The sequence below is a fragment of the Spirillospora sp. NPDC127506 genome (assembly GCF_040302145.1).
Taxonomy (GTDB): Bacteria; Actinomycetota; Actinomycetes; order Streptosporangiales; family Streptosporangiaceae; genus Spirillospora.
On the sequence record NZ_JBEORG010000021.1, the window covers coordinates 69080 to 93660 of the forward strand.

24 protein-coding genes are annotated in these 24581 nt (G+C 72.1%); 11 read left to right on the forward strand and 13 right to left on the reverse strand.

Annotated features, from left to right (window positions below; translation table 11 throughout):
• Positions 1-144: 144 nt before the first annotated feature.
• The 3 genes from ABTW95_RS20730 to ABTW95_RS20740 form a co-directional block, all read right to left on the reverse strand.
• A complete protein-coding gene (locus tag ABTW95_RS20730) occupies positions 145-627 on the reverse strand; it encodes a PraA/PraB family alkane oxidation protein activator (protein WP_396445656.1) in 483 nt (160 codons plus the stop codon).
• 499 nt (positions 628-1126) lie between these two features.
• Complete coding sequence (locus ABTW95_RS20735; RefSeq protein ID WP_500227124.1) at positions 1127-2095, reverse strand: TIGR03557 family F420-dependent LLM class oxidoreductase; 969 nt, start codon at positions 2093-2095, stop codon at positions 1127-1129.
• A 34-nt stretch (positions 2096-2129) separates the two neighbouring features.
• Complete coding sequence (locus ABTW95_RS20740; protein WP_396445658.1) at positions 2130-2666, reverse strand: ferritin-like domain-containing protein; 537 nt, start codon at positions 2664-2666, stop codon at positions 2130-2132.
• 228 nt (positions 2667-2894) lie between these two features.
• Here ABTW95_RS20740 and ABTW95_RS20745 point away from each other — a divergent pair, with 228 nt between their 5' ends.
• The 4 genes from ABTW95_RS20745 to ABTW95_RS20760 all read left to right on the forward strand — a co-directional run bounded on the left by ABTW95_RS20745 (position 2895) and on the right by ABTW95_RS20760 (position 6080).
• Positions 2895-3191: a hypothetical protein gene (locus tag ABTW95_RS20745; protein ID WP_396454207.1), complete on the forward strand. Its 297-nt coding sequence runs from the start codon at positions 2895-2897 to the stop codon at positions 3189-3191.
• A gap of 99 nt (positions 3192-3290) precedes the next feature.
• Positions 3291-3536: a hypothetical protein gene (locus tag ABTW95_RS20750; protein WP_396445660.1), complete on the forward strand. Its 246-nt coding sequence runs from the start codon at positions 3291-3293 to the stop codon at positions 3534-3536.
• Positions 3536-4879 (forward strand): hypothetical protein, encoded by a 1344-nt coding sequence (locus ABTW95_RS20755; protein WP_500227125.1) that lies wholly within the window; start codon positions 3536-3538, stop codon positions 4877-4879. The genes ABTW95_RS20750 and ABTW95_RS20755 overlap by 1 nt, the downstream gene beginning before the upstream one ends.
• Positions 4880-5108: 229 nt before the next feature.
• A complete protein-coding gene (locus tag ABTW95_RS20760) occupies positions 5109-6080 on the forward strand; it encodes an alpha/beta hydrolase (RefSeq protein ID WP_500227126.1) in 972 nt (323 codons plus the stop codon).
• 40 nt (positions 6081-6120) lie between these two features.
• On the opposite strand, the gene ABTW95_RS20765 is transcribed toward ABTW95_RS20760, so the two are convergent.
• A complete protein-coding gene (locus tag ABTW95_RS20765) occupies positions 6121-7335 on the reverse strand; it encodes a PP2C family protein-serine/threonine phosphatase (protein WP_500227127.1) in 1215 nt (404 codons plus the stop codon).
• Between the two features lie 49 nt (positions 7336-7384).
• Entirely contained in the window at positions 7385-7873 is a 489-nt protein-coding gene (locus tag ABTW95_RS20770; protein ID WP_396445665.1) for an MSMEG_6728 family protein, read from the reverse strand.
• Between the two features lie 268 nt (positions 7874-8141).
• On the opposite strand from ABTW95_RS20770, the gene ABTW95_RS20775 reads away from it, so the two are divergent.
• From ABTW95_RS20775 to ABTW95_RS20785, 3 genes are read left to right on the forward strand one after another with little or no spacing between them, the layout of a single operon-like run.
• Positions 8142-8978 (forward strand): HalD/BesD family halogenase, encoded by an 837-nt coding sequence (locus ABTW95_RS20775; protein WP_500227128.1) that lies wholly within the window; start codon positions 8142-8144, stop codon positions 8976-8978.
• A gap of 13 nt (positions 8979-8991) precedes the next feature.
• Positions 8992-9801: a class I SAM-dependent methyltransferase gene (locus ABTW95_RS20780; protein ID WP_396445667.1), complete on the forward strand. Its 810-nt coding sequence runs from the start codon at positions 8992-8994 to the stop codon at positions 9799-9801.
• Between the two features lie 24 nt (positions 9802-9825).
• Positions 9826-11619: a choline/carnitine O-acyltransferase gene (locus ABTW95_RS20785; protein ID WP_500227129.1), complete on the forward strand. Its 1794-nt coding sequence runs from the start codon at positions 9826-9828 to the stop codon at positions 11617-11619.
• A gap of 38 nt (positions 11620-11657) precedes the next feature.
• On the opposite strand, the gene ABTW95_RS20790 is transcribed toward ABTW95_RS20785, so the two are convergent.
• The 5 genes from ABTW95_RS20790 to ABTW95_RS20810 are packed head-to-tail and all read right to left on the reverse strand — an operon-like array spanning position 11658 to position 15731.
• Positions 11658-12233 carry an antibiotic biosynthesis monooxygenase gene (locus ABTW95_RS20790; RefSeq protein WP_396445669.1) on the reverse strand — a complete coding sequence of 192 codons (576 nt, stop codon included), beginning with the start codon at positions 12231-12233 and terminating at the stop codon, positions 11658-11660.
• A 48-nt stretch (positions 12234-12281) separates the two neighbouring features.
• Positions 12282-13490: an ABC transporter permease gene (locus tag ABTW95_RS20795; protein WP_396445670.1), complete on the reverse strand. Its 1209-nt coding sequence runs from the start codon at positions 13488-13490 to the stop codon at positions 12282-12284.
• Positions 13487-14167 carry an ABC transporter ATP-binding protein gene (locus tag ABTW95_RS20800; protein WP_396445671.1) on the reverse strand — a complete coding sequence of 227 codons (681 nt, stop codon included), beginning with the start codon at positions 14165-14167 and terminating at the stop codon, positions 13487-13489. The genes ABTW95_RS20795 and ABTW95_RS20800 overlap by 4 nt, the downstream gene beginning before the upstream one ends.
• Positions 14164-15228: a peptidoglycan-binding protein gene (locus tag ABTW95_RS20805; protein WP_396445672.1), complete on the reverse strand. Its 1065-nt coding sequence runs from the start codon at positions 15226-15228 to the stop codon at positions 14164-14166. Before ABTW95_RS20805 ends, ABTW95_RS20800 begins: the two co-directional genes overlap by 4 nt.
• Positions 15225-15731, reverse strand: a complete 507-nt coding sequence (locus ABTW95_RS20810) for a hypothetical protein (RefSeq protein WP_500227130.1) — start codon at positions 15729-15731, stop codon at positions 15225-15227. The genes ABTW95_RS20805 and ABTW95_RS20810 overlap by 4 nt, the downstream gene beginning before the upstream one ends.
• A gap of 143 nt (positions 15732-15874) precedes the next feature.
• Between ABTW95_RS20810 and ABTW95_RS20815 the strand changes: the two genes are divergently transcribed.
• Together ABTW95_RS20815 and ABTW95_RS20820 are read left to right on the forward strand one after the other, a co-directional pair.
• Positions 15875-16531, forward strand: coding sequence for a response regulator transcription factor (locus ABTW95_RS20815; protein WP_500227131.1), 657 nt, complete (start codon positions 15875-15877; stop codon positions 16529-16531).
• Positions 16528-17706 (forward strand): sensor histidine kinase, encoded by a 1179-nt coding sequence (locus ABTW95_RS20820; protein WP_500227132.1) that lies wholly within the window; start codon positions 16528-16530, stop codon positions 17704-17706. Before ABTW95_RS20815 ends, ABTW95_RS20820 begins: the two co-directional genes overlap by 4 nt.
• Here ABTW95_RS20820 and ABTW95_RS20825 read toward each other — a convergent pair.
• Positions 17703-18959: an FAD-binding protein gene (locus tag ABTW95_RS20825; protein ID WP_500227133.1), complete on the reverse strand. Its 1257-nt coding sequence runs from the start codon at positions 18957-18959 to the stop codon at positions 17703-17705. The genes ABTW95_RS20820 and ABTW95_RS20825 overlap by 4 nt on opposite strands.
• Before the next feature lie 182 nt (positions 18960-19141).
• Between ABTW95_RS20825 and ABTW95_RS20830 the strand changes: the two genes are divergently transcribed.
• Entirely contained in the window at positions 19142-21916 is a 2775-nt protein-coding gene (locus tag ABTW95_RS20830) for a tetratricopeptide repeat protein (protein WP_396445677.1), read from the forward strand.
• An 89-nt stretch (positions 21917-22005) separates the two neighbouring features.
• Complete coding sequence (locus ABTW95_RS20835) at positions 22006-23052, forward strand: phosphotransferase (RefSeq protein ID WP_396445678.1); 1047 nt, start codon at positions 22006-22008, stop codon at positions 23050-23052.
• On the opposite strand, the gene ABTW95_RS20840 is transcribed toward ABTW95_RS20835, so the two are convergent.
• Positions 22951-23694, reverse strand: a complete 744-nt coding sequence (locus tag ABTW95_RS20840; RefSeq protein WP_396445679.1) for a nucleotidyl cyclase domain-containing protein — start codon at positions 23692-23694, stop codon at positions 22951-22953. The genes ABTW95_RS20835 and ABTW95_RS20840 overlap by 102 nt on opposite strands.
• A gap of 58 nt (positions 23695-23752) precedes the next feature.
• A complete protein-coding gene (locus ABTW95_RS20845) occupies positions 23753-24544 on the reverse strand; it encodes a helix-turn-helix domain-containing protein (protein ID WP_396445680.1) in 792 nt (263 codons plus the stop codon).
• Positions 24545-24581 lie beyond the last annotated feature (37 nt).

The following is a 24581-nucleotide window of genomic DNA, read 5'->3' on the forward strand; positions in this document are numbered from 1 at the left end:
CCCGCCGCGCACCCGCGTAGTCGATCAGCAACACACAGTTAACGCCCCGGAAAGGGTCGCCCCCGGCGGCGGGGCCGCCGGGGGCTCGGGTGAGGGACGGCCGGTGACGTCGGGCCGGCCGGTTCTCGGGGGTCGGTTGCGGGGCTACGCCGCGGTGAAGTCGTAGGTGGCGGTCACCGTGGCGGAGCCGGGGCAGAGCCAGCCGCTGGTCTTGGCGACCGTCTGCTCGGTGAAGGTGGCGCTGACCGGAAGGTCGGTCCCGGTGAAGCTGCCGGTGATGTCGCCACCGTAGGTGCAGCCGATGGCGCTCATCGAGAACCCGTCGATGGAGGCGGTGCCGTTGTCGAGCTTGCCGCTCCACGGCAGGTTCTTGGGCGTGACCGTGACGCCGCAGCCGCCGACGGAGGCGGAGGTGATGGTGAGGTTGCCGGCGGCGTCGACGGTGCCGGACAGGGTGGAGCTCGTGCAGGAGGCGGGGATCCCCGCGTCGATGACCATGGTGCCGTTGAGGTCGGCGGTGAAGGGACCGGCGGTCCAGGCCAGGGCGGGGGTGGCCGTCAGGGCGACGGCGAGGGCGGCCGCGGCCGAGGCGGAGGCGATCGCGGCCGGCTTGCTGATGCGGGACAAGGGAGTCCTCATTTCGGACGGCGGGCGTCGCGCCTGCACCCGGGGGACGGGGTGGGTGGTGGTCCCGAGCCGCGCGCGCCGCGCCCTTGGCCGGAGGGCGGCGGGACGCCGGGAATCGGGGACCGGGAGCCGGAGCCGTCTCGCATCATCGCCCAGGGACTCGGCGGCTCCAAGTAGAACGCGTTCTATGAAAGACGGTAGGGAAAACTTCTTGTACGGTCAATGATCCAGAGGACATCTTCTGTGGATATGTTTCCCGGTCGGGCCGCAAATCCCGGTTTCGACCGTCCTTTAGCTGGTGCATCACATGTGTGCAGGCTGCATCATTTGCCGGGCGACGATCACCGCCCATGCGTCGCCAACAGCGGAGATGACAGCCCCACCGGAGATGAGAACGCGTTATATATTGTGCTCGCCGAGCCAATCCCCGCGCCGGGGAATGGCCGCGATTCGGACGACGGGTCGCCCTGTCTTTCGGATGAGCGAAACGGGTTCCCGGTCAGCCGAAGCGTTCGCGGAGGGCGGGCAGGAGGTCCGCCTCCGCCCAGGTGCGGAAGTCCTTCTGGCGGTCCGCGCCCGACTGGCAGAACGAGATGTGCGTGAAGCCCGCGTCCGCCCACTGCTGGACCGCCCGGACGTAGTCGCCGACGTCGTCGCCGCACGGGACGGACTCGACGACGTCCTCGGGACGGACGGTCTTCGTCGCCGCCTCGAAGTTCACCGGCCCCGGGAGCTCCGCCATGACCTTCCAGGAGGGCGCCGAGAACCTCCAGACGCGGTGGGCGCGCCGCTCGCACTCCTCGTAGTCGTCGCCGAACGCGACGGGGATCATCCCGTAGGCGGGCCTGCCCTCGCCTCCCTCGCGGCGGAACAGCTCGGCGACCTCGGCGACGGGCTGGTCGGAGACCAGGATGTCGGCGTGCCGCGCGGCCAGCCGCCCGGCCCGGGGGCCGAACGCGGCCATCCCGATCGGGACCGGGCGGTCGGGCACGTCGTAGAGCTTCGCCGAGTCCACCCGGTAGTGCCTGCCCCGGTAGTTGACGTAGTCGCCGCCGAACAGCGCCCGGATGATCTCCACGGCCTCCTCGAACATCTCGTGCCGGACGTCGGCCGGGGGCCAGTCCCGCCCGACGACGTGCTCGTTGAGGTTCTCGCCCGCGCCGAGCCCGAGGATGAACCGGCCGTCCGACAGGACGCCCATCGTCGCGGCCTTCTGCGCCACCACGGCGGGGTGGTAGCGCATGGTCGGGCAGGTCACCAGCGTCATCAGCGGGACGCGCTGCGTGGCGTGGGCGAGCCCGCCCAGCACCGACCACGCGTAGGCCGAGTGACCCTGGTCCTCCAGCCACGGGAAGTAGTGGTCGGAGACGGTGACGTAGTCGAAGCCGGCCTCCTCGGCCTCCACGCCGTCGGTGATGAGCTGCTTGGGCGGTGTCTGCTCGCAGAGCAGCGAGTATCCGAATTCCATGCGGCTCGCATACCCGCCGGGCGGGCCTGAACCGTCACTGCCCGAGGAGGTCCATGAGGTCGTCGGCGTGCTCCTCCTCCTCGGCGAGGATCTCCTCCATGATGCGGCGCGTGGTGACGTCGCCGTCGCCGAGCCACCGGATGATCTCCTGGTAGGACTCGATGACGATCCGCTCGGCGACGAGGTTCTCCTGGAGCATGCCCTTCAGGTCGTTGTCGTCGAAGGTCGCGTAGGCGGTGTGGGAGCGCTCGGCGAGCGTCTCCGGGTCGAAGTCGGGGTCGCCGCCGAGCTGGCTGATGCGCTCGGCGGCGCGCATCGCGTGGTCGCGCTCCTCGTCCGCGTGCTCGCCGAACTCCGCGGCGACCTGCGCCCGGTCGATGCCGGTGGCGCTGATCGCGTGCTGCGCGTAGCGCATCCAGCAGACGATCTCGGTGGCGAGGACGTCGTTGAGGACGCCGATGACCTCCTCGGGACTCCTGCCGTAGTTCTCGGTCACCGGGCCGTCGGCCATCTTCGCGCGGGCGCGCTCCCGGATCGCCGCGACGTCGATGCTGAAGCTGCTGCCGTCCATGCCGCCTCCTCCTGATCATGCGCCTGGACGTAAGGCGTCCTACCTCGGATCGGCGGGCGCATGCGCCGGCCCGCGAAACGGCGTGAGACGACGTCTGCCGACCCCATACTTGGCCACGGTCCGTAACACGTGCTATACGTAGAGCTACCTCGCTACGACCTGTGGCGAGGAAGGGACATCCGGTATCCACCTTGAGATCCGGGCGTGACAAGGAAGAAAAGGAACCACATGAAGTCCTTCAGCTACACCGAGCTGGACCTGCTGGCCGGCGAGGTCCTGCCGGAGCGCGCCGTGCTGTCCACCCTCCTCGTTGGGGGCGGCGACGACACCGACAACCACAACTTCAACCTCAACGCCGGCCACGGCGGTGGCGACGACGACAGCACCGTCCTCTCCCAGCAGTCCTGCTCGGTCGTGAACAACCAGCAGAACGCCGGGCTCCTGTCGGCCCTGGGCGTCGCGTCCCAGAACCCGACCAGCACCCACAGCTGCCTGCCGGGCACGGCGATCGCCAACAACGGCTGAGTCGCCTCGACGTAACGGCGGGCTCCGGCCCGCAAGGGAAGGGCTGGCGATCTCCTGCCAGCCCTTCCCCCTTCTTCCCGTCCACGCGAAAGCTGTCACATGAGCCACGAAAACCCTCAGAAACTCAGCTACGCCGACCTCGACCGGCTCGACGCGGAGGTCCTGCCGCCGCGGCTCGCCATGTCGGCGCCGCGCGGCGACGGCCACGGCTCCACGGTCGTCATGTACGCGTGCCAGGCCACCTACTCGCCGGGCACCACCGGCCTGCTCGGGACGGGCCTGCTGGCGCAGCCGCCGCACTCCACGCTGACCTGCGTCCCGGCGACCGTGGTCGACCACCACTGATGAGCACTCCAGCGATGCCGGACCTGGACGGCGGGGAGCCCCGGGCCCTCGTCCTGCCCGCGCTCACCGAGGGCGCCGAACTCGTCGGCGAGTTCAAGAACTCCGGCTACCGGGAACCGCCCCAGCTCGTCTGCCTGCCGAACCGGCAGCTCGTCCGGCTGCCGCCGCTGCTGTTCGGCGTCGCCAAGGCGCTGCACGAGCACCGCGACCTCGCGGGCGGCGACGTCCAGGAGGCGCTCGACCGGGTGGCGGACGCGGTGAGCGAGGAGGCCGGCGCCCGGCTGACCGCCGAGCAGGTCGTCTACCTCGTCGACCGCAAGCTCGCCCCCCTCGGCGTCACCACCTACAGCGACGGCACGCCGGCGCCGCTGGTGAAGTCCGACCCGTGGCTGGCGCTGAAGTTCAAGGTCGCGGTCTTCCCCGAGTCGTTCACCTGGTTCATCGGCGGGCTGTTCGCCCGGCTGTTCCAGCCCCTGGTGATGGCGGTCCTCATCGCCGCCTTCCTGGTGAGCGAGGGGTGGCTGCTCACCTCCCGGTCGATGTCGGACGCGCTGTCGCTGGCGATCCTGAACCCGGTCAGCATCCTGCTGGTCATGGGGCTCGGGGTCGCCTCGTGCGCGTTCCACGAGGTCGGGCACGCTTCCGCCTGCCGGTACGGCGGCGTCCGGCCGGGCACCATGGGCTGCGGGATCTACCTGGTGTGGCCGGCGTTCTACACCGACATCACCGAGTCGTACCGGCTCGGCCGCGGCGGCCGGCTGCGCGCCGACCTCGCCGGCGTGTACTTCAACGCGATCTTCGTGGTGGCGCTGACGCTGGTGTACCTGCAGACGGGCTTCGAGCCGCTGCTCGTGGCCGTCCTGTACGTCAACATCGAGATGATCCAGCAGCTGCTGCCGACGCTGCGGTTCGACGGGTACTACATCATGTCCGACCTGGTCGGCGTCCCCGACCTGTTCAAGTACATCGGGCCGATCCTCAAGCGGGCGCTGCTGCGGCGCCCGGCCGACGCGCGGCTGAACGACCTCAAGCGCTGGCCGCAGGTCTTCGTCACCCTGTGGGTGCTGACCGTCATCCCGATGCTGGTGTTCCAGATCGGCCTCATCACCACCCAGATCCCCGCCCTGGTCGCCAAGGACTGGTGGATGATGCGCCGGCTCGCGGCGGAGGCGTCGGCGGGCGCGAGCCCGCTGGAGCTGATCACGTCCGGGCTGCAGATCATGCTGCTCGTGCTGCCGCTGGCCGGGCTGGCGCTCATCTTCTACGGGATCGGCCGCCGCCTCGTGCGGTGGGCCGTCCGCTACGTCCAGGGGCCCGCGCCGCAGCCGGTGGCGGACGCCTGAGCACGCCCGGACGGACGCCGGATGCCCGCCGGGGCATCCGGCGTCCGCACGTCCGGCCCATCCCGCGGCGGCACCGCGGAAATGCATTTTATACGCTTTTTGCTTTGCGCTTTCCCGGCACATCCGGCGGGAACCTACTCGGAGTAGGGAGAGAAATAGGCCGTATCACGGCGCTCCCCTTTCTCCACGGCCGGCACCACCCCTGCCGGTGTTTCCGGAAGGCCCCGCATTGCTCCGTCGCATCACCCCCGCCGCCTGGCTGGGGGCCTTCGCCATGCTCGTCCCGACCCCGCTCGCGGCCCATTCCGCCGCGCTCGCCGGCACGGGCGCGCGGGTCGTCGCCGAGGCGCCCGTAGCGTCCCGGACGGTCGACCTGACGATCGACTCGCCGGCCGTGGACGGCCGGCAGAAGGTCCGCCTCCTGCTCCCCCGCGGCTGGTCGAAGGACGCGCACCGCACCTGGCCCACCCTGTGGCTGCTGCACGGCGGCGTCGACGACTACACCGCCTGGACGCGCGACACCGACGTCGCGCGGCTCACCGCCCGCAGCGACGTGATCGTCGTCATGCCGGACGCCGGCCGCTGCGGCAACTACTCCGACTGGTGGAACTACGGGAAGGGCGGCTCCCCGCGATGGGAGACGTTCCACATGACCGAACTCCGCCGCATTCTCGAAGACGGCTACCGCGCCGGATCCGAACGCGTGATCGCGGGCAATTCCATGGGCGGTCTCGGCGCCATGCTCTACGCGGCCCGCTTCCCCGGCATGTTCAGGGCCGCCGCGTCGTTCAGCGGCTACGTCGACACCCTCCACGGCCACGAGCCGGGCGACGACTCGATCGGCTGGGGACCGTCCTTCGCCTGCCCCGGCACCGACTGGCGGCGGGTGTGGGGCGACCCCGACGACCAGTCCGACGTGTGGCGCGCGCACAACCCGACCGACCTCGCCGGGCGGCTGCGCGGCGTCCGGCTGTGGGTGGCGAGCGGCAACGGCGAGCGCGGGCCGCTCGGCCGGCTGCCGTTCACCGACCCGGTGGAGGCCGCCGCCGCCGGCAACGCGCACGCGTTCGTGGACCGGCTGCGCGACCTCGGCGTGCCGGTGACGGCCCGGTTCTTCGACGGGCAGCACGACTGGCCGTACTGGCAGCGCGACCTGCACGAGGTGTACCCGATGCTGATGGACGCCCTCGGGACGCGGTAAGAGGTCGCGGGTAGGGGGCGCGGGGGTCGCGCGGTGGTGGTCAGCTCCGGCCCGCCGCCGGCAGGTCCCCCTGCCCCGGCCAGCCGTGCCATTCGACGAGGAGGACGGTGGCGTCGTCGTCGAGGCGTCCGCCGTGGTGGTCCAGGATCCTGTGGATGAGGCGCCGCAGGGTCTCGGGGGCGGGCAGCCCGTCGGCCTCGTGGCGGATGACGAAGTCCACGAAGCGGTGGAGGCCGAACTCCCGCTTGTCCGGGTCGCGCGCCTCCACGATGCCGTCCGTGTAGAACAGGACGCGGTCGCCGGGTTCGAGCTGCTCGATGCACAGCTCGGGCGGGACGCCGAGGCCGGTGCCGAGCGGCGTCCCCGGCGGGCAGTCGAGCACGGTCACCCAGCGCCCCTTGCGGATGACGACCGGCGCCGGATGGCCGTGCGAGATCCACGACATGATGCCCGAGCGCAGGTCGAGCTCCGCCATGACCGCCGTCACGAAGCGCCCGCTGCCGTCCTGCTCGGCCAGCACCTCCTCGATCCCCTGCCCCGCCTCGACGAGCCCGGCCCGCTGCACCCGGCAGTTGCGGAAGGCCGCGATGGCGAGGCTGGAGGTGAGCCCGGACCTGGTGTCGTGCCCCATCGCGTCGAAGACCCCGAAGTGGACGGTGTCCCCGGCCAGCGCGTAGTCGAAGGTGTCGCCGCCCAGCTTGTAGGCCGGTTCCAGCGCGGCGCTGATGACCACCTGGTCGTTGGCGAAGGACAGCGGCGGCAGCAGCCGCCACTGCATCTCCGCCGACACCGTCATGTCCCGCGTGCGCACCAGCCGGGAGAGCGAGTCGCTGTAGGGGCCCTTGCTGATGATGATGAGCGCGGCCATCCCGGCGAGGTACTCGGCGTCGTCCCTGGCCCGGGGGTCGTCCTTGCGGATGGTGGCCCTGATCACCCCGATCCGCTCGGAGCCGTCGAGGATCGGCAGCCAGTACTGGCAGGTGCCGTCGTCGAACGAGTGCCCGACCACCGGCGTCATGGTCTGGAACGCCCGGCCCGCGATCGTCCCCTCGATCTTGAGTTCCGGGCTCTCGTCCCCGGGGTCTCCCCCGGCGTCCACGCCCTTGCCGGTCAGCAGCCGCAGCACCGTCTGCTGAAGGTCGGAGATGTAGATCACGACATCGTGCAGGCCCACGTCCGCGGCGTACCGGGCCGCCGCGCCCGGCAGCTGCTCCATGGACATCAGGTGGCTCGCCGCCACCAGCTCTCTCAGCATCGGTCCGGTGCCTCACGCTTCCGGCTGCGCACCCCCCTACTCCCCGTCCCTACCCTCCTGCTCCCGCCTCATGTGACGTGCGGTCCGAGGACGGCCAGACGTACGGGAGATCGTCCGGGACGCCGGGGAACAGAGGGCCGTAGAAGGCGGGGTCCTTCCGGACGAGCGCCGACCGGTGGCTGAGGTGGAAGTCCGGGTCGCCGAGCCAGGGCGGCAGCTCGCCGGCCGCGGCCAGCCGGTCCTGCGGCCGCGGCCGCCCGAGGCCCGTCGCCCCGGCCAGGTCGGCGACCAGCGTCCCGGCGCAGGTGTCGGCGTGGCCGAGGGCGCACCAGCGATCGCACATCTCCAGGCCGTACCGGACGAGCGCCTCCGCGTAGCCGGTCCACATCAGCGCCGCCGGGTGGCGGCGCCAGCCGTACCCGGGCACGGTGAGCGCCCGGAGCACCTGGATCGTCTCGACGCGCTGCTTGCCGAGCCTCCGCCGGTCCAGCACGCGGGCCGTTTCCGTGAAGTCCGCATACGGCAGGAATGTCTGCACAACCGCCCCCTCGTTCCCCCGTGTCCCCCCCGGTACCTACCCACCGCCGTGCGGGGCGGGCCGGCGGGTGAGATGGGACACACCGGCGGCGGCGCCCGCGCGGCTTCGGGACCGTTCAAAAGCACAGGTCACGGGCGGGGCTTATCGTTTTCTGACAAACCGCACCGGAAAGGCGGGCCATGAATTCCCGGAAGGACTGTGCTAAAACCCGTCTGGGGTTCGGCGAAGCGGAGGGAACGCTATGGGCGCGGCGGAGGCTCTCGCACAGGTGGCCGACACGGACCGTTATCCGCTGACCGACCTGGACGGCGCCCGCCGGCGCGAGATCGTTTCCCGGACCCGGGACGAACTGGCGAAATCGGGGTGCTGCGTGCTGCCCGACTTCATTCGTCCCGCATTGCAGGAGGCGCTGCGCGCGGAATGCGCGGCGATCGCCCCGTCCGCCCATTATGACGTCGAAACGGTGAACGCCTACAACATCGATGTCGGCACCCCATTGCCGGACGGCCATCCCGGGCGTATCACCGTCCAGCGGGGCAACGCGTTCGTCGCGCGCGACCGCATCCCGGCCGGGTCCATCGTGCACCGGCTCTATTCGAACGAGCTGTTCCAGCGGTTCGTGGCGAGCTGCTTCGGGCTGCCGCGCGTGCACGAGCTGGGCGACCCGCTGTCGGGGCTGGTCCTGAACGTGGTCAGGCCGGGGATGGAGCATCCCTGGCATTTCGACACCAACGAGTTCACCGTCAGCCTGCTCACGCAGGAGCCGGAGGAGGGGGGCGTCTTCGAGTACTGCCCGAACATCAGGACGGCGGAGCGGGAGAACTTCGCCGACGTCCGGGACGTGCTCACCGGGCGCGGCGACCGGTTCGTCCAGCGGCTCACGCTGCGGCCCGGCGACCTGCAGCTGTTCAAGGGGCGGTACTCGCTGCACCGGGTGAGCACGGTCCGGGGGGACACGGCGCGGCACACGGCGATCTTCGCCTACAGCGAGCGCCCGGGGGTCATCGGCAGCGTCGCGCGGACGAGGCAGCTCTTCGGCCGCGTGCTGCCCGAGCACCTGGCGGCGGAGGGGCGCGCCGTCCGGGTCGACCGGTTGCTGGACTAGGAGAGGCCGTTTCTTGCGCGTCGACACGACTGGGAAGATCTCGCTCGACCACATCTACACGCGGCCCGACCCCCGCGCCTATTTCAGCACGCTCCGCGATCTCGACTACAACATCCCGGAACTGGCGAAACCGCATTTCCTGCGGCTCATCGCCGAATACCGGGAGGCGCGCCGGGTCGCCGTCCCGACCGTGCTCGACATCGGCTGCTCGTACGGCATCAACGCGGCCCTGGTGAAGCACGGCGCGACGATGGCCGAGCTGTACGATCGCTACAGCGGCCGCGACGCCCACCGGCGGACGCGCGCCGAACTGCTGGCCCGCGACCGGGAGCTGGTCCGTTCCGGTGAACCCGCGAACCGCGTCCGCTTCCTCGGCCTGGACGCCTCGGACGGCGCCCTTTCCTACGCGCTCGAGGCCGGTTTCCTCGACGGCGCCGTGCACGCCGACCTGGAAAGCGGCGAGCCGACCGGCGAACAGCGCGCGCAACTCGCCGCGACGGACGTGGTCATCTCCACGGGCTGCCTCGGCTATGTCACCGAACGCACCATTTCCCGGATCGTCGGCGCCTGCGCGGCCCGGCCGCCGTGGATGGCGCATTTCATCCTGCGCATGTTCCCCTTCGACCCGATCGCGGACGCCCTGGCCGCCGCCGGATACGAGACCGTCCGCCGCGACGGGCTGTTCCGGCAGCGGAGGTTCGCGACGCCGGAGGAGCAGGCGTCCGTCCTGGAGCGCCTCGCGGAGCTCGGGGTCGACCCGTCCGGCCTGGAGACCGGCGGCTGGTACTACGCGCAGCTCTACATTTCCCGCCCGCGCGGCTGAGGCACCGACACAACGAGGAACGAAGTGAACGCCAGCGAAGAACTCTCGTCCCGCACCTTCGGCAACGAGGCGAGCCTGCCGCGCGTGCCGCTGCCCACGCTCGACGCGACCTGCGAGCGGTTCATGGAATGGTGCGGGCCGCTGCTGACCGACGACGAGCGCGCCGAGACGGAGGCGGCGCTCGCCGAGTTCGCCCGCCCGGACGGCCCCGGCCGCGTGCTGCACGCGGAGCTCGAACGCTACGACGCGAGCGAGGGCGTGCACAGCTGGCTCGACACGTTCTGGCCGTACCGGTACCTCGGCCGCCGCGACCGGATCGCGTTGAACGCGAACTTCTTCTTCCTGTTCAAGGAGTCGCCGGAGGGCCAGGTGGAGCGCGCCGCCGGGCTCATCGCCGGGGCGCTGGACTACAAGCTGCGGCTGGACGAGGAGCGGATCCCGCCGGCCGTGCAGCGCGGCCGCCCGCTGTCGATGGCGCAGAACCGGTTCCTGTTCTCCACGACGCGCATCCCCGGCGCCGAGCAGGACACCGTCCGGGCGCCCTACACCGACGCGTGGCCCGGCCCGTCCCGCGCCCGGCACATCGTGGTCTTCTTCCGCGGCAACATGATCCGGATGGACGTGCTCGGCCCGGACGGCCGCCCCCACACGCTGGACGAGCTGCGGGCCGGTCTGGGCACGATCCTGAAGGCGGAGCCGGCCGCGGAGCCGTCCACCGGGCACCTCACGACCAAGGCCCGCGCCGAGTGGGCGGCGAGCCGCGACGCGCTGCTGGCCCTCGGCAACGAGAAGGCGCTCGACGAGGTTGAGACGGCGCTGTTCTGCGTCTGCCTGGAGGACTTCGCCCCGGTGAGCGCCCTCGACGCCTGCGACCACCTCCTCCACGGCGACAGCGGCAACCGCTGGTTCGACAAGGCCGTGTCGTTCATCGTGTTCGGCGACGGGACGGCGGGCGTCAACGTCGAGCACTGCGGCCTGGACGGCACCACGATCCTCGGCTTCGTCGACACCCTGCTCGGCACGTCCCCCGAGGAGGCGTCCCGGCGTTCGGGCGCCGCGCCGCAGGGGCTCCCCGCCATCGAGCCGATCGAGTTCGCCCTGGACGGCGCCATGCGGCGGGACATCGAGGACGCCGCGGCCTCGTTCGCCGCCTACGCCGCCGCGACCGCGACGACGACCGTGTCGTTCGACGACTTCGGCGCCGACGAGGCCAAGCGCCTGAAGACGTCGCCGGACGCGTTCGTCCAGATGGCCTACCAGCTCGCCCACAAGCGGGCGAAGGGCCTCACCGGCGCCACCTACGAGTCGATCGCCACCCGCCAGTACCGGCACGGGCGCACCGAGGCGATGCGCGTCGTCACCCCCGAGGTGCTCGACTTCGTCGCGGCCATGGACGACCCGGCGGCCGGTCCCGAGGCCCGCCGGGACGCCTTCCGCGCCGCCGCCGAGGCCCATGTCCGCCGCGCGAAGGAGTGCCAGGCCGGGCAGGCGCCCGAGCAGCACCTCTGGGAGCTGCAGCTGATCGCGAAGCGGCGCGGGGCCGAGCTCGGCGTCACCGAGCCGCTGCCCCTCTTCGACACGCCCGGCTGGCTGAAGATGCGGGACGACTACCTCAGCACCAGCTCGGCGCCGTCCGCCAACATCCGGTACTTCGGGTTCGGCTCGACGAGCGAGCAGTGCATCGGCGTCGCCTACGTCCTCCTCCCGGACCGCTTCAACCTGTACCTGAGCACCCCGCGGCCGGTCGCCGGCGCGATGCACGTGTTCGCCGACAGGCTCCGCGAGGCCGTCCGGGAACTCCGCGACCTCCTCTCCTGAGCGTGCCCTCCTGAACGTTCTCTCCTGAGCGCGGCCGGTCAGCGGCCCGGCCGGGCGGGCCGGTGGGTCCGCCCGGCCGGGTACAGCCAGCGGCGGAGCAGGCGGCTGAGCGCGGGCATGATGACCACGGTGAGCAGCGGGATCACGATCACCGGGAAGGTCAGCGCCTGCAGCGGCACCGGCCACGCCTTCGTCAGCGGCGTCGCGAACGCGTTCAGCAGCAGGCTCAGCGGATAGACCGCGCAGAACGTCACAATGATCATCTTCGCCTTGGACGGCGCCGGGACGGACTCCCCGGGCAGGTTGAACCACGTCTCCAGCCCGGTGGTGTCCTGGTGGTGCTCCTCGGCGATGCCGCGGAGCCGGCCGATCCACTCCTCGCGATCGGGCGACTCCAGCCACCGGTCCAGGCTGTCCTGGCCGGAGAAGTGCACGACCGTGTAGTAGCGGTGCCGGGACCCCTCGGCCCGCAGCCACGTGGCGCCCCGGTGCCCCGGGTGGCTCGTCGCGACCCGGTGGAGCCCTTCGGCCCACTCCTCGAAGTCGCGCTCCCGGCCGGGTTTCACGTCCCACGTGACCACGAGCGTGACGGCCTCGGCGTCCGTTTCCGTCATGTCCGAGGTGTCACCCGTCCCGGGCCGTCCATGCGCCGGCCGCCCGGGTCAGGTGGCGGCGAGCGCCTCGGTGGGGCTGAGGCGGGACGCCCGGATCGCCGGGTACAGGCCGGCCACCGCGCCGATGAGGAGGGTGGCCGCCATGCCGCCGAGCACCGCCCACGCGGGGATGACGACCGGCCACCCCTGGTAGGCGGCGTACCCGGCGGTGACGAGCGCCCCGGCGAACGCGCCGCCGATCCCGCCCAGCAGCGACAGCAGCAGCGACTCGGCGAGGAACTGGGTGCGGATCTGGCCGCGGGTCGCGCCCAGCGAGCGGCGCAGCCCGATCTCCGCGCGGCGCTCCAGCACCGAGATGACCATGGTGTTGGCCACCCCGACGCCGCCGACGAGCAGCGCGACCGCGCCGAGGCCGAGCAGCAGCCCGGTGAACGCCTCGCCCGCCGCCTTCTTCGCGGCGAGGGCGTCCGACGGCCGCGACACCTCCACCTCGTTCGGCGCCGCCGGGTTCGCGGTCGCGCCGAGCACCGCCCGGACGTCCTCGACCCGCGCGTCCGCCGACCGGGTGTAGATCGTCGTCGGATGCCCGTCGAAGCCGAGCCGCGACTGCGCCGCCGGCCAGCCGACCAGGGCGGCGGTGTCCAGCTCGGGGGCCAGCGGCACCGGCTCCAGGATGCCGATCACCGTGAAGAGGCGGCCCCCGACCAGCACCTGGACGTCGGGCGCCGCGTGGCCGATGCCGAGGCGCTCCGCGGCGGCCGACCCGAGCACCACCGCCGGGAAGCCGCCGGTCGCGGTGTTCAGCCAGACGCCGTGGCTCAGCTCGGCCCCCGTCGCGTCGCGCAGGTCCGTGCGGGCCGCGTAGACGGCGATCCCGTTGGTCTCGGTCTTCGGGATCTTCGACGTCCGGTAGACCTTCGCGTCGTCCACCAGGCCGATCGCCGACACCCGCCGCACCGGCGCGATGCGGGCCACCATGCTCTCGGCCTCGACCGGAAGCTGCGCCTTCTCCCCGGTGAGCGTGCTGCCGGGCGAGACCGTCAGCAGGTTCGTGCCGAGCGCGGCGAGCGCGCGGTCCAGGTCGGCGCGGGAGGACGAGGACACGCCGGCGACGGCGACCATCGCGGCGATCCCGATCGCGATGCCGAGCGCGGACAGGAAGGCCCGCAGCGGGCGGGTCCGCAGGCCGACCGCGCCGACCTTGACCACGTCGCCCGGCCGCAGCCGCGCGGGCCGCAGCGTGCCCGGCGCCGTCACGTCGCCGCCCCGGCCGGGACCGAGTCGGCGACGACGCGGCCGTCCCGCATCCGGACGCGGCGCGGCAGCCCGGCCGCGATCTCCCGGTCGTGCGTGATGATCACGACGGTGGTCCCGGCCGCGTGCAGCTCGCGGAGCAGCGCCATCACCCCGTCCCCGGACGCCGAGTCGAGCGCGCCGGTCGGCTCGTCCGCGAGCAGCAGCGCGGGGTCCCCGGCGACGGCCCGCGCGATCGCGACCCGCTGCCGCTCCCCGCCGGACAGCTCGTGCGGCTCGTGGTCCAGCCGGTGGCCGAGCCCGACCCGCTCCAGCGCCGCGGCCGCCCGGCGGCGCCGCGCCGCCGCGCGCAGGCCGGTGTAGAGGAGGCCGTCGGCGACGTTGTCGAGCGCCCGCGTGCCGGCCGCCAGGTGGAAGTGCTGGAAGACGAACCCGATCCGGGTCGCGCGCAGCGCCGACAGTTCGGCGTCCGAGAGCCGCCCCACGTCGTGCCCGCCGATGCGGACGACGCCCGAGGTGGGGCGGTCCAGCGTGCCGAGGACGTTCAGCATGGTGGTCTTCCCCGAGCCGGACGGCCCGGCGATCGCCACCAGCTCGCCCGCCGCGATGTCCAGCGACACCCCGGCGAGGGCGTCGACGCCGCCGGGATACCGCTTCGTCACGTCCCGCAGCTCGATCATTCCGGCACCCCCACGACCGTGCCCTCGGTGATCCCCGGGCCGGAGATCTCCACCTTCCCGTCCGCGAACAGGCCGGTCTCGACCGGGACGTAGCCGGACGTCGCGCCCTTCACGACCTCCACCCCGAAACCGCCCTCGCTCAGCGCGACCAGCGCGGTGACCGGGACCGCCAGCACGTTCTCGCGCGTCCCGGCGGTGAAGGCGACGTCGACCGAGGCGAGCGCGTAGCGGGCGGCGGCCTTCTTCGCCTTTGCGGAGTCGAGCCAGATCGTCACCTCGACCTTCGTCGTCGGATCCTGGCCCTGCTCCCCCGGCTCGATCACCGTCGCGACCTCGTCGATCTTCGCGGTGACGGTCTCGTTCTCCGGCAGCGTCACGGCCACCTCGGCGCCCTTCTTCGCCAGGCGCTGGTCGGCGGTGTCGAGCTCGACGGTGACGGCCTTGCGGGTGCCCGTGCAGGACAGGATCTTCTTGCCGGGCGCGACCGGTTCGCCGGGATCGGCCTGGACGCTGTCGATCCGGACGGGCCCGTCCGCGAACGCGACCCGGCCGAGCTCGACGACACCGGTCTCCGGCACGCCGATGTCGTCCTGCCATTCCCGGACGGCCTCGGCCGTGCCGGACGTGTAGTCGTCGTCCACCGTGAAGCCGCCGTAGCCGAGCGCGCTGAGGTTCTTCTCGAACCGCTTCACGTCCGAGCCCTCGGTGCCGACCGTCAGCGCCCGGTAGGACGGCTTCGACCCGTACATCAGCACGACCGGGTCGCCGTCCACCTCGTAGAGCTCGTGGCCCCGGGTTATCTTGTCGCCGCTGTCCGGGACCTTGGTCAGCGTGCCCCTCAGCTGGCTCGTCACCGTCGACGCGGGGCCGTAGCCGAGCCGCCCGTCCTCGGTCTGCGTGTCGTGGAGCGTCTGCCGTTCGACCTTCGCGGTGCCGGGCGGCAGCGCCGACGCCGCCGCATCCCCGGGGCGGGAGCCGCCGCCGAGCGCGGCCACCGTCGCCGTTCCGCCGGCCGCGACGACCGCGCCGACCGCGAGCGCGACCGCGAGGCGCGACCTCATCGCCCGCCGCCCTGGAGGATCTTCTGGCACTCCTGCTGGGCGGCCTCGAAGTCGGGGTCCTCGCCGACCTTCGCGTCGATGCGGATGCCGCGCCGGCCCGGCTCCGGGTCGGGGAACGCCTCGACGCCGTGCTGCCGCATGCACTCGGCGTGCTTGCGGGCCCGCTCCTGCATCTGCGGGTCGGGGGCGCCGGTCGCGTTGGCCATCGGGTTGAGGTCGCGGCACGCCTCCATGGCCTTGTCGATCGTCTCCTTCTTGCCCTTGGCCTTGATCTGGATGCCCTGGCCGGGCTTGGGGTCGTCCATCGGCACACCGTGCTCCCGCATGCACTGGGCGAACTTCACGCCCATCTCGTCCCGGTCGGGCTTCGCGCCGCCCGCCGCGCCGGTCTGCCGGGCGCCGCCCGCCGACGCCACGCCCGGGTCCTCGCCGCCGCCCGAGCCGCAGGCGGTCAGCGCCAGCGCCAGCGCGAGCGGCAGCGCCGCCAGGATCCGCAGTCGCATGTCTCCTCCTCGTCCCCCGGCCGGAGCGGTTCCGGCCGGACGAGGAGCGATGGAACCCGGCCGGACGTTTCCCCCGCGTTTCCGCGTCCCGGGGGCCGCGCCCTAACGGAAACGAAACACGGCCTCGGGCACCATCACGGTCCATGAGAGTGCTGGTGGTGGAGGACGAGCGGCTGCTCGCCGACGCGATCGCCGAATGGCTGCGGGACGGCACGCACGCCGTCGACCTCGCCTACGACGGGGCCGCGGCGCTGGAGCGCGCCTGCGTCAACGACTACGACGTGATCGTCCTGGACCGCGACCTGCCGCTCGTCCACGGCGACGACGTGTGCCAGGAGATCGTGCGGGGCGGGGCGGCGGCGCGGATCCTGATGCTGACCGCGGCCGCCGAGGTCACCGACCGGGTCGACGGGCTCGGGCTCGGCGCGGACGACTACCTCACCAAGCCGTTCGCGTTCCCGGAGCTGGCCGCCCGCGTCCTCGCGCTCGGCCGGCGGTGCCGCCCCGCCGCGCCGCCGACGCTGCGGCGCGCCGGCATCGCCCTGGACCCGGCGCGCCGCGAGGTGTTCCGGGACGGGCGGTACGTCCCCCTCGCGAAGAAGGAGTTCGCCGTCCTCGCCGAGCTGCTGCGCGCGGACGGCGCCGTGGTGTCCGCCGAGCAGCTCCTGGAGAAGGTGTGGGACGAGAACGCCGACCCGTTCACCGGGGCCGTCCGCCTCACCGTCCTCAAGCTGCGGCGCAAGCTCGCCGGCCCGCCCGTCATCGAGACCGTCAAGGGAGCGGGGTACCGGATCCCATGAGGCTGTCGCTGCGCGCCCGGCTCACGCTCACCTACGGCGGACTGTTCCTCGTCGCCGGCGTGGTGCTCCTCGGCGCCACGTACGCCCTGTTCGACCAGCAGCTCTCCCGGTCGAGCACGAAGGTGCTCGCGACGCGCGTGGACCCCGCCCCGGCGTCCACGGCGCCGCCGGTGCAGCGCCTCCCGGACGACCGGCTGATGAGCGAGACCGAACGCTGGATGGTGAAGCAGCGCGCCGAGCTGCACGACGCGGCCGTCACCTCCCTGGTCACCCAGGGGTCGATCGCCCTGCTCGTCGTCGGCGGCGCCGCCGCGGCGTTCGGCTGGCTCATCGCCGGACGGGTCCTGTCCCCGCTGCACCGCGTCACCGAGACGGCCCGCCGCATCGCGGGCGCGCCCGCCGCCGACCGGAGCCTGCACGAGCGCATCGCGCTGCGCGGCCCGCACGACGAGGTCAAGGAGCTCGCCGACGCCTTCGACACGATGGTGGAGCGCCTCGACCGCTCCTTCGACGGGCAGCGTCGCTTCGTGGCCAACGCGTCCCACGAGCTGCGCACCCCGCTCACCCTCGGCCGCGCCCTCGTCGAGGTCGCGATGCACCGGGGGTCGGCGTCCCCGGACGTCCGGCAGCTCGGCGAGACGCTGCTGCAGATCAACGCGCGCCACGAACGCCTCATCACCGGGCTCCTGCTGCTCGCCCGCTCCGAGAACGAGATCACCGACCGCGCCCCCGTCGACTTGGCGGACGTCGTCGCGCACGTCGCGTCCCAGACCGCCGCCGAGGCCGAGGAGTCCGGGATCACCGTCGAGACCGACACCGCCGAGGCGGTGACCACCGGGGACGCCCTCCTCCTCGAACGCGTCGTGCAGAACCTCCTGGAGAACGGGCTGCGCCACAACACCGAGGGCGGCCGGGTCGCCCTCTCCTGCCGCACCGACTCCGGCCGCGCCGTCCTGGAGGTCGCCAACTCGGGACCGGCCGTCCCGCCCTACGAGATCCCGGCCCTGTTCGAACCGTTCCGCCGCCTCGACGCCGACCGCGTCGTCACCGCCAAGGGGGCGGGCCTCGGGCTGTCCATCGTCCAGTCGATCGTGCGTGCCCACGACGGCACCGTGGCCGCCGTCCCCCGCGACGAGGGCGGCCTGACCGTCACGGTCACCCTCCCCGGCGGCTAGCCGCGCGGGAAGAGCGCGTCCACGAAGGGGTTGCCGAACTTGCCGGCGGGGTCCAGCTCGCGTGCCAGCCGGGCGAAGTCGGGCGCGCGCTCGTACCTCCCGACGACCTCCGAGGCGGGCGTGGTGCTGACCTTCCCCCAGTGCGGGCGCGCGCCCAGCGGGACGAGCCGCTCCTGCAGCGCGCCGACCACGGGCAGCACGCCGTCCGGGTCGTCGCGCCAGGTGAAGTGCAGCGTCACCGAGTCGCGGCCGTGGGCGGGGCTCAGCCAGAGGTCGTCGCCGCGGACGGTCCGGATCTCGGAGATGTGCAGGACCGGCGCGATCCGCCCGGCGAGCCCCCGGACCCGCGCGATCGCCTCGGCCGCCGCCTCCCGGGGCAGGAACCACTCGGACTGCAGCTCCTGACCGGCGCTCGGCGTCAGATCCGGCCGGAAATGGGGAAGGCGCTCGTGCCAGGGGCCCGGACGGTCCAGCTGCTCGGTGCAGAACGCCGGGTCCATGCCGGGCACGGGATGCACCGGGCCTTCCGCCGCACGTCCGCCGCTCCACGCCGGGCGGGGCGCGTCGGTGCGGCGCTTGAGCCAGACCGCGGCCTCGCCGCTGCGCCAGTCGGTGAACGCGCTGACGCTGTAGGCGGCGCCGAAGACCTCGTCGAACCGCCCCGCCACCTCGTCGAGCGGGACGCCGACCCGGACGCTCTGCGCCACCTCGAACGCGGGCTCGACGTCCAGTGTCAGCCGCGTCACGACGCCGAGCGCCCCGAGCGCGACGACCGCACCGGGGAAGCCGTCGTCGCCCCGCCGGAGTTCGGCCAGTCCGCCGTCCGGGCCGACGAGTTCGAGCGCGACGACCGACGCGGACAGGCACCGCCGCCCGTCCCCCGACCCGTGGGTCCCGGTGGCGCACGACCCGGCGACGGAGATGTGCGGCAGCGACGCCATGTTCGGCAGGGCGAACCCGTTCCGGTGCAGCTCCGCGGCGACCTCCGCGTACCGCATCCCGGCCCCGACCGTCACGGTCGACCGCGCGGTGTCGATCTCCACCAGCGGCGGCAGCCCGTCCAGCCGGACGAGATCCCCGGCGGTGTCGGCGACGAGGCTGAACGAGTGCCCGCTGCCCAGCGCCCGCACCCGCCGGCTGCCCGCGACGACGCGCCGCACCTCCTCCACGGACTCCGGCCGGTGCACGCGTACGGCCCCGTAGGTGACGTTCCCGGCCCAGTTGGTAAGACGCACGACCTCACTCTGATCCACACCGGCACCGTACTTCCCCGGCCGACTGGTAAGGCGCAGGGCCATACGCTGATCCACACGGGCGCCGAATTCCTCACGACGGCCCGCGACCGATACCCGCCACTTGTGCATTTGTCCATATTTTTCTTGACAAGTCAGGCGTTACCGTGGGCGAAGGTCCGTCTATCCGTGGAGGGACGGGCATGACGACCTATCTCGGCGGGGCGAGCATCGGGGGCGACTCCGTCTCCGGAGACAAGATCGTGCACATGAGCGCGGCGGCGCCGGAGGCCGACCCCCCGCCCCGCCAGCTTCCGCCGGACGTTCCCGGGTTCACCGGCCGCCGGGACATCCTGGACCGTCTGGGTTCCCTCGTCGACGCGGGCGGCCCCGCCCCGGTGATCATCGCGCTGACCGGCATGCCGGGCATCGGCAAGACGGCGCTGGCAGTGCACTGGGCTCATCTGGTGTCGGACCGCTTCCCCGACGGCCAGTTGTTCATCGATCTGCGCGGCTACTCCAAGCGCGGCGCGCTCACGTCCAGGGAGGCACTCGGCCAGGCGTTGCGTACCCTCCGCGTCCCGGACAGCAGGCTCCCGGTCGACGAGGACGAACTCGCGGCGCTCTACCGGTCGCGGCTCGCCAACAAGCGCATGCTGATCGTCCTGGACGACGCCGAGGATCCGCGGCAGGTCTATCCGCTGCTCCCGGGAACGTCCTCATGCGTCGTCATCGTGACCGCCCGCCTGAAACTCACGGCCCTGGTGGCGAGGTACGGCGCGCGTGCGATGGCACTGGATCTGCTGTCGGAGGCGGAGGCGCTCGACCTCGTCAGCGAGGTCGCCGGACGCGAACGGACCCGGCAGGAGCCGGACGCCGCGGCGGCGCTCGTCCAGATCTGCGCCCGGCTCCCGCTCGCGCTCCGAGTGGCCGCCGCGAACATCGCCACCCGTCCACAGCAGTCGGTGGCCGACACGGTGCACGCCCTCGCCGAGGGAGACCGGCTTTCCAAACTGGCCCTGGGCGAAGACCCCGGCGAGGCCGTCGGAGCCGCGTTCGACCTGTCCTACCGGGGGCTCGTCCCCGAGACGCGGCGCGCGTTCCGGCTGCTCGGACTCGTGGAGGGACCGCATGTCGCGCCGGAGGCGGTCGGCGCGCTTCTCGGAGCGACGCCGGAGGCGGCCCGCCGACTCCTCTACCTGCTGGAGACGGCCGGTCTCGTCCAGGCCGTCGGCGGCGGCCGCTACCACCTGCACGAGCTTCTCCGCGAATACGCGCAAGGACGCGCCGCCGAGGAGGACACACCGATCGTCCAATCGGCGGCGATCAAGCGGCTCGCGATGTGGTACCTCACCACGGCCCAGCAGGCGGGACGGTTCCTCGATCGCTACCGCCGGACCATCCGCCAGGAGCTGACCGCGCCGCCGGTGAACGCGGACCCGGCCGAAAGGGCCCGCCACCTCGACTGGTTCGCCTCCGAGCAACCGAACCTGATCGCGCTCATCCGACAGGTCGCCCGGCTGGGCTGGGACCAGCTCACCTGGGAGCTCGCCGATGCCGTCTACGACTTCTTCGAGTTGCGCCGCCACTGCCACGAGAACCTGGAAGTCCACCGCCTCGGCCTGGAGGCGGCGCGGCGGGGATCCGACCCGCTCGCCTGCTTCTTCATGCACCATCACATCTCGGTCAGCCATCGCGAACTGGGCCAGACGGAGGAGGCCCTCCAGGGGGCCGAGGCGGCGCTCCAGCTCAGCATCCAGCTCGAGGACCGCTACGGCGAAGCCGCCGTCCTGGACAACATGGCGAGGACGCATCTCCAGGTGAGCGACTACCGCACGGCCCTCGACCTGGGCAAGCAGGCCCTGGAGATCCGCCGTGACATCAGCGACCGGCACGCGGAGGCCACCACTCTCGACACGTTGGCGCGCGGTTACCAGGGACTCAGCAAGTACACACGGGCCTACGAGTGCGCCGACGGCGCGCTCAAGATCCGCAAGGAGATCGGAGACCTGCGGGGCGAGGCGGAGACGCTCGACAACCTCGCCCGGATCTACTACGGGACGGGGCGGATCAAGGACTCGCTCACGGCCACGGAGAAGGCGCTGAGAATCCGCAGCGACATCGGTGACCGCCACGGCCAAGGCGAGACACTCGCCTTCCTCGCTTACCTCCACATGCGGATCGGCCGGCACGAACAGGCCTGCGAGCACATCGAACACGCCCTCGCCATCCGGCGCGGAATCGCCGATCCGCAAGGGGAAGGCCAGGCGCTGGTCCATCTCTCCACGATCTGCCGACGGCTCGGCCGGTATGAGAGCGCCCTCGCGGCCGGCCTGGAGGCCCTCGACATCTTGCAGCAGTTGCGTGACAGGCACGGCGAGGCGGAGGCCCTCGATAATCTGAGCCGCTGCTACCGCCGACTGGGCCTGTACGAGCGGGCCAGGGAGGACGTGAACCGCGCGCTCACCATCCGCAGGTCGATCGGCGACCGCCTCGGCGAGGCCAACACGCTGAACGCGCTGGGACTCGTGGAACTCCACGCCGGACGGCTCGGCAGGGCACGGCGGGCGGCGAAGCTGTCGCTCCGGCTCTGCCACTCGATCGACGACAAGCGCGGCATCGCCGGCTCACTCGATCTGCTCGCCAAGGTCTACCTGGACATGGGGCTGTATCAGAAGGCACGGCGCACCGCCGAAAAGGCTCTCAACGTGGCCGGAGACATAGGGCAGCGCTACGGGCAGATCATCACGCTGAGTGCGCTCGGCGAGATCCTCCGGCGGCTGGGGCACCCCGACGAGGCCCTGGCCCACGCACGGGCGGCGAGAGAACTCGCCAAGCAGGCGGGCGACCTGCACGAGGAGATCAATATCCTCCGGCTGCAGGCGAAGATCCACATTGATCTGGGACAGGTCGACGAGTCTCGGATCATCACTGCACAAGTCGCGAACATGACACGGGATCTTGGACAACTCCCGTAGAATGCCTGTAGTGCGTGAGTAAGTGCGATTTTGGGACGACCACCTCCCGGGTCTCCGGCAAGGCCCGACCACGTTATCGAGGACGCGCTTTGCTCGAACCAGACGACCGATTTCTCACCTGCCGCGAAGTTCTGCGCTGGTATTACGGGCACCGGGATCCGCTGTTTCTGGGCCCTCCTCGGCGCCACTACAGCCTGCACTACACGTATTGGCACGAGGGGCGGCCATACGTGGCCTCGAAGGTGCGCAAGGAACGTGGACGAGTCCCTTTTAATCGACAATTCGCCATAATTCGGGCACTGGAGACAACCGCGGCGGGATCCATCGTGCGGTCTCCGATCACGACGCGGGACGGCCACCAGTGGGTCACCGGCCCTCGCAACCAGTGGTTCGTCCGCCCCTACACCGAGCACGACAGCGCACCGAATTGGCTGTCCGCTCAGCTGGTCGAGGACGCCGCGCGGAAACTGGCGCTCACGCATCGCACGTCCGGCGTCATCGACCCCGGCGTATTGCGCCATCCCGCGCACGGTCTGCGAATCTACGACTGGGGGATGTTCGACGTTCTCCGGCATCCCGACGCCATTGTCGTGGACATGCGCGCCCAGGGACGGCCTCCCGAGCACATCCTGACCGTCCACGCGGGGCTCACCCGGCTGCGCGCCGCGAGAAAGGGGCTGGATCTCGGCCCTGAAGGGCTCACCCACCACGATGTGCACAAGGAGAACCTGCTCGTCAAGGACGAGAAAGTCGTCGAGATCGTCGACTGGGATCGCGCACATTGGGACGTCCAGTGGTACGACGTCACGCTGGCCGCCCTGCATATCGCACATTGCCGGCAGGCCACCCTGCGCTGGGATCTGGCCGACGCGTTCGTCGACGCCTACCAGGCCGAATCGGGGTACGAAATCAAGCCGGATGCGCTGGGGTGGTTGTTCCGGTTCACGGCGGTGCGGAATCTGGCGGTTTCGCGGTCGCCGGGGAAGTGGGCGCGGCTCGTGCGCGGGGTCGAGGAGCGGTGGGGGGACGTGCCGTCAGTGTTCGTGGGTGATCTTGTTTCCGAGGACCAGGTCGCCGCGGACGTGGACGTCGCCGCTGAAGACGGTGGTTCCCTGGGGGCCGTCGGGGTCGGGTGAGCGGCGGGCCGGGGCGGGTCGGTTCTGGGCGCCCGCCAGGTACATCCACGCTTCGGTCGCCGTCTCCTTGACCTTGAGGGTCACGTGCTCGAAGGCGTCCGGGGCTATCAGGCCGTCCAGGTGGGTCACGAAGGCGTCGTAGACGAACGGCGAGACGATGAAGCCCAGGTCGGCGCCCGTCTCGGCGAGGGCCGTCTTGAGGACGGGGGCCTCCATGAGGCGGGCCGTCTGGATGATGACGTGGCCGTTCAGGCCCTCGGCGTCGGCGGTGACGGGGCCGACGTGCAGGGCCGCGCGGAGTTGGACGCGGACGGCGGCGCTCGCGATCCGGTTGTGCCGGTGGAGCGCGACGGCCAGGTGCCCGGCGAGCGGGTCGATGAGGGACGCGGTGCGGACGGCCGGCGAGGCGATCACCAGGGCGCCGTCGCCGCGGTCCTCGCGGTAGATGTCGGCGGCCCCGACGCCCGACGCCTCCAGCGCTGACAGCAGGACGCGGTAGACGACCTCGCGGACGAGCCGGCGGTCCTCGTCGGTGCGGGACGGGTCGCCGAAGCCCGCGACGTCGCAGAACAGGACGGAGCAGTTCAGCCCCGACCAGGGCGCTAGGGCGCCGGCGGGCGCGCGGTCGAGTGGTGCGTCCACAGCACGAGTGAACGCCCCCGGCGGCCGGTTGTCCATGTCACCGGGCACAAAGCGCGGGTCAGCGGTGCGCGGTCCGGCGGCGCAGCTCGCGCGGGCTGATCCCGAAACGCTGCCGGAAGGCGTGGCTCAGCGCGCTCGCCGAGGAGAAGCCCGTCGCGTGCGCGAGGTCGGTGATGGTGACGTGCCGGTAGAGCGGGTTGCGCAGCCGGTCCCGGACGAGCCGGAGGCGCTCCTCGCGGATCAGCTCGCGCGGCGTCGTCCCGGCGCGCTGCAGGGCGAGCTGGATCTGCCGCAGCGACCAGCCGAGGTCCTGCGCCATCGCGGTGCCGGTGAGGCCGGGGTCGGTGGCGTGCTCGCGGACGTACCGGCGCACGACCGCCTCCACCTCGGCGAGATGGCCGGGCGAGGGCGGGCGGTGCCGGCCCGCGACGGCCAGGCACAGCAGCTCGGTGATCCGGTCGCAGGCGGCGTCGAACTGCGGCTCGGAGAGGGTGTCGCGCTCCTCCCCCACGGCCCGCACCATGTCGGCGACGACGCGGCCGAGGCCGGCGGTCAGGTCGAGGCCCGTCACCGGGCGGGGCGGCAGGTCCAGCCGCCCGTCCACCTCGTGCACCGGGATCGTCATGACGAGGGCGCGGGCGGGGCGCCGCTGGACGACCCGGAGCGGCGCGGCGGGCGGGACGAGGCCGCCCGTGCCGGGGCCGAGCCGCGCCTCGCGGCCGTCCTGGAGCATGAGGAGCTCGCCGTGCAGCGGCAGCAGGAACCGGTAGCCGCCGGCGGTGAACGGCTCGGCGCGGTCCGCCGTGCAGAGGACGAGCCGGTAGGCGCCCGGCCCGCCGAGGTCGTCCACCGCAGGCCCTTCCGCCGGTCCGTCCCGAGCCGGCCCC

What these genes read in the sequence shown, in the direction of transcription:
- ABTW95_RS20745 (WP_396454207.1), top strand. Translation starts at nt 2,895, where the DNA reads ATGAAGTCCTTCAGCTACACCGAGCTGGACCTGCTGGCCGGCGAGGTC.
- ABTW95_RS20790 (WP_396445669.1), bottom strand. Translation starts at nt 12,233, where the DNA reads ATGACGGAAACGGACGCCGAGGCCGTCACGCTCGTGGTCACGTGGGAC.
- ABTW95_RS20740 (WP_396445658.1), bottom strand. Translation starts at nt 2,666, where the DNA reads ATGGACGGCAGCAGCTTCAGCATCGACGTCGCGGCGATCCGGGAGCGC.
- ABTW95_RS20755 (WP_500227125.1), top strand. Translation starts at nt 3,536, where the DNA reads ATGAGCACTCCAGCGATGCCGGACCTGGACGGCGGGGAGCCCCGGGCC.
- ABTW95_RS20815 (WP_500227131.1), top strand. Translation starts at nt 15,875, where the DNA reads ATGAGAGTGCTGGTGGTGGAGGACGAGCGGCTGCTCGCCGACGCGATC.
- ABTW95_RS20805 (WP_396445672.1), bottom strand. Translation starts at nt 15,228, where the DNA reads ATGAGGTCGCGCCTCGCGGTCGCGCTCGCGGTCGGCGCGGTCGTCGCG.
- ABTW95_RS20800 (WP_396445671.1), bottom strand. Translation starts at nt 14,167, where the DNA reads ATGATCGAGCTGCGGGACGTGACGAAGCGGTATCCCGGCGGCGTCGAC.
- ABTW95_RS20820 (WP_500227132.1), top strand. Translation starts at nt 16,528, where the DNA reads ATGAGGCTGTCGCTGCGCGCCCGGCTCACGCTCACCTACGGCGGACTG.
- ABTW95_RS20830 (WP_396445677.1), top strand. Translation starts at nt 19,142, where the DNA reads ATGACGACCTATCTCGGCGGGGCGAGCATCGGGGGCGACTCCGTCTCC.
- ABTW95_RS20765 (WP_500227127.1), bottom strand. Translation starts at nt 7,335, where the DNA reads ATGCTGAGAGAGCTGGTGGCGGCGAGCCACCTGATGTCCATGGAGCAG.
- ABTW95_RS20810 (WP_500227130.1), bottom strand. Translation starts at nt 15,731, where the DNA reads ATGCGACTGCGGATCCTGGCGGCGCTGCCGCTCGCGCTGGCGCTGGCG.
- ABTW95_RS20750 (WP_396445660.1), top strand. Translation starts at nt 3,291, where the DNA reads ATGAGCCACGAAAACCCTCAGAAACTCAGCTACGCCGACCTCGACCGG.
- ABTW95_RS20735 (WP_500227124.1), bottom strand. Translation starts at nt 2,095, where the DNA reads ATGGAATTCGGATACTCGCTGCTCTGCGAGCAGACACCGCCCAAGCAG.